The following is a 3575-nucleotide window of genomic DNA, read 5'->3' on the forward strand; positions in this document are numbered from 1 at the left end:
TTTGGAGCGCAAAACCACGTCAAACCCTCCAAATGCGAGATAAATTACCCACGTTTGGAGCGATACGCCACACCAAACCCTCCAAACACAAAAGTGCGCCCGCGCGGCAACGCGAACGCACTATAAGCAGATTGTTGCATTAACGCAGAGGATCAATCGTCTGCTCAATCTCCTTGGCCGCTTCTGCCCCAGCCTTTGGAACATCAACCTCATGCACGCCAGAAATATCGTCAATAGACGCATTCTCGCTCTGCTTTTGAGCAGCCGCAACCTGAGCCGCACTAAATTCCACATACTTTCTTGGAACAACGTACACAGGCCTCGAAGAATGCTGCAGCAAGCCCTGGCTAATCGAACCAAGCAAAAGCCCAGTAAAACCGCCGCGGCCTCGCGAGCCAACAACCACAAGATCATGATTCAAGCTAGCCTGAGTCAGCGCATCAACAGCAGAGCCAGGCACAACAGTTCGGTGAATCTTCAAATCCGGCAAACGTTGCAAAATCGGCTTCACGCGCTCCTCAAGATCTTCCATATAAGATCCCATAACTGCAGTGTCTCCCTCAGCGCCCTGCACGCTTGGAACTGCGGAAATAACATCCAGCTCCGCATTCCAGCTATCTGCCAAATTAGCAGCAATTTCCAACGCTTTAAGACCCCACTTAGATTCGTCCGAACCCACAGCCACGCGCGAAATCGTGTTATTTAAGTGTATTCGCTGACCATCGTCGTCTGTGTAAGGCACAACCACGATTGGGCAATACGCGTATGCCGGCAACGAAGAGCTAGTTGTTCCAAGCAAACGCTCCGCCAAGCCGCCTTTACCACGGTTACCGATCACAATAAGCTGATAATTGCGCGAAAGCTCCACGAAAACCGACGAAGGGTCGCCTGTAACAATCAGAGTAGTTGCGTCAACGCCCTGCTCAAGCGCCACAGCCTTAGCTTTTGAAAGAATTTCTTGCGCATCGTGATGAGCCGCGTTATCGTCACCAATCGCAGTATAAGTAGCATCAAACGAAACCGCCGCATAACTCGGCAAAGAATACGCGCAAACAATTTGCAACTGTAAGCCTGCATGTTTTGCGTAATTTGCAGCCCACCAAACTGCCTTATAACTCGCGTGAGAGCCATCAACTCCAACTAAAACAGCTTTTTCGGGAATCATCGCCAACCTCCTCATACGGGCACTTGTGGCAGCAGCGTCACTTGTGCGCAAACGTATTTACTATTGTAGCGTAATTTTAGATTGATTGCTCGCAAGTTTTGCGATATATAACTACAAGACTCGACGAATAGAATATCCACCAGGGAAAACGTAGCGGATTGGATCGTACTTAGTGCCGGCAAGCTGGGAATTAATTACCATTCCGTTACCAACATAAATAGAAGCATGCTGACCGTTGGCAATAATATCGCCCGGCTGTGCTTGATCAAGGCTTGGGATTGGAGTTCCAACAGTTGCCTGCGCGCCAGAAGTACGAGGCAAAGAAACACCAACAGCCGCAAAAACGTACTGCACGAAGCCGGAGCAATCCCAGCCAGCAGGAGTTGTACCGCCACTGCGATACGGAACCTTACCTAAGAATTGCGTAGCGAAATTAAGCAAAGCCTCAACAGACTTACCGTTTGGCGGCACAATATTAGCCTGCTGAACAGGCTGAGCGCCACCACGGTACTCAGAACGGCTTGCTGCAGCTTCATAAGCGTTTCGCGCGGCAGCAGCGGCAAGTTCGCTAGGAGTCTTAGTTTGAGGAACGTTTAAGCTTTCAATTCCACCCCAATGGGAGTTGGAATCTACATCAGTAGAGGTAGATTCAGTCAAAAGATCTCGACGCACACTCGACATCTTTGGGAATGAGCGCGTTGAAGTAACAGCCGCCTGCTCTGACGCATGCGAAGAATCTGCCATGGCAATTGGAGCCATAACAGCAAGCATTGAAGCCGCAGTGACTGCTGATGCAATAACTGAAAAAATCTTACTGTGATTTAACATACTTTTAGAAGTCTAACACTACGCTGTTACATGCGCGTTTGGCGCACAATTTCGCGCTTTTGATAAGCAATTGGTAATAAAGATAGATAATAAGCTAAGCGACAGCTTAGTAATACTTTAGTAGTGAATGAATTGATACTGGGAAAGCTGCTTTGCATCAAACTTACGAGAGAATGTTTTTCCGCGCAAAGAAGCGCCAGATTCCGAAGTTTCAATCGAACCGTCTGGATTAATCTTCTCAACAATTGCAACATGTCCGTAGAACGGATCCGAACCAGCCTGACCAGCGCGGAAAACCATAATATCTCCAACGTGACGAGGAGTGCGATCAACCCAATATCCGAGTCCGCGCGCAGAATCAGCCCACATGTTTCCGTTGCCAAAATGCGAACCAACAGGCAAACCAAGCTGAGACCTACGCACATACACCCACCAAGTGCACTGGCTGAACTCATACGCGTTACCGGTATCACCAGTTGCATGATTTGGATTAAAGCCCTTTGGCAATACGTCAAAGTCTTTATCCATAAGCAAAGCGACTTTAGGATTATCTGCAGCAGAACGCGACATTTCCGCAATATTAAAGCCAGAATCTGCACCCAGCTTCCAAGAATCAGACTTAGAAGACGTTACAGAAGCGGTTCCAGAACGCGAACTTGCAGCGCTTCTTGCAGTCGAAATACCCAAAAGGCCGGAAATTCCCGAAGAAGCATAAGCACCGGAATTATTAGTATTTGCATCATAATCAGCGCGTGCAGCGTGTGCAGCATGAGCGGCATGAGCTGCATGTGAAGCATCACCGGAGTCTGAGCCACTAGCGTTTTCAATAGAGTCAACAGCGTTATTGATTGCATCCATAGAATCTGGAGAATCAAGCGAAGTACGCTGGCTAGAGCGAGATACATTCAAAGCCGAAGAATCGTCCACGCTAGTTATGCCAGACTCAAGCTCGGCTGCGCGAGAATCAAAAGTATTAATTTTTGTAAGCGACATTGTTGCCGCAACAGCGCCAATCATAGCAATCATAGAAGTTGAAACAAGCAGGCGACGACGACGCTCATTAGCAAGCCTAGACAACCTGATTTCGCGACGGCTTTGCGGCATAATCTCTTGCAAACGCTCGGCAACAGCATCCGAAACCTCAACAACAGCACCATTGCTTGCTGAAAGTGCAGCTAAACGCTCACTATTGCGATTAGTTTGGTAAGAACGCGCGCCATGAAGGCCGTGATCCCCGCGCGAAGTGCGAGAGCTATGCGAAGAAGTACTCTCACTGTGCGAACCGTGCGCACCATGCTCACCATGCTGTGCTACAAAAAGCGAAAGCGGCGAATAACTACGCCCCTTTGCCTTCGGAGCACCATGTGCAGCACGCTTCATACGAATCACTTTCTTACGTAAACTTTGCCTGTAAATGCTGTGAACATTGTGGATTTAGCGACACCCAACGCACGCCTTCCACAGACGCAACTATTTAAGATTACAACGTGGCGCGGATGTAGGAAACACTTATTGGAATCGCGCTGCGTAATAAAGTGCGTAATAAAGTGCGCAATAACATACGAAATAGAGTGCGCAATAA

At 48.5% G+C, this 3575-nt stretch carries 4 protein-coding genes; all 4 read right to left on the reverse strand.

What is annotated here, in order from left to right:
- Nucleotides 1-139: 139 nt before the first annotated feature.
- Nucleotides 140-1165, reverse strand: a complete 1026-nt coding sequence (locus ACJV7B_RS05595; protein ID WP_004137025.1) for a universal stress protein — start codon at nt 1163-1165, stop codon at nt 140-142.
- A 111-nt stretch (nt 1166-1276) separates the two neighbouring features.
- Nucleotides 1277-1993, reverse strand: a complete 717-nt coding sequence (locus tag ACJV7B_RS05600) for a C40 family peptidase (protein WP_004137023.1) — start codon at nt 1991-1993, stop codon at nt 1277-1279.
- 117 nt (nt 1994-2110) lie between these two features.
- Nucleotides 2111-3373, reverse strand: a complete 1263-nt coding sequence (locus ACJV7B_RS05605; protein ID WP_419389162.1) for a CHAP domain-containing protein — start codon at nt 3371-3373, stop codon at nt 2111-2113.
- Between the two features lie 5 nt (nt 3374-3378).
- Nucleotides 3379-3575 (reverse strand): hypothetical protein (locus tag ACJV7B_RS05610; RefSeq protein WP_419389163.1); only part of this gene is annotated, 197 nt, incomplete at its 5' end.

Source organism: Gardnerella bretellae, assembly GCF_048545135.1.
GTDB classification, from domain to species: Bacteria; Actinomycetota; Actinomycetes; order Actinomycetales; family Bifidobacteriaceae; genus Bifidobacterium; species Bifidobacterium greenwoodii.

What these genes read in the sequence shown, in the direction of transcription:
- ACJV7B_RS05595 (WP_004137025.1), bottom strand. Translation starts at nt 1,165, where the DNA reads ATGATTCCCGAAAAAGCTGTTTTAGTTGGAGTTGATGGCTCTCACGCG.
- ACJV7B_RS05600 (WP_004137023.1), bottom strand. Translation starts at nt 1,993, where the DNA reads ATGTTAAATCACAGTAAGATTTTTTCAGTTATTGCATCAGCAGTCACT.
- ACJV7B_RS05605 (WP_419389162.1), bottom strand. Translation starts at nt 3,373, where the DNA reads ATGAAGCGTGCTGCACATGGTGCTCCGAAGGCAAAGGGGCGTAGTTAT.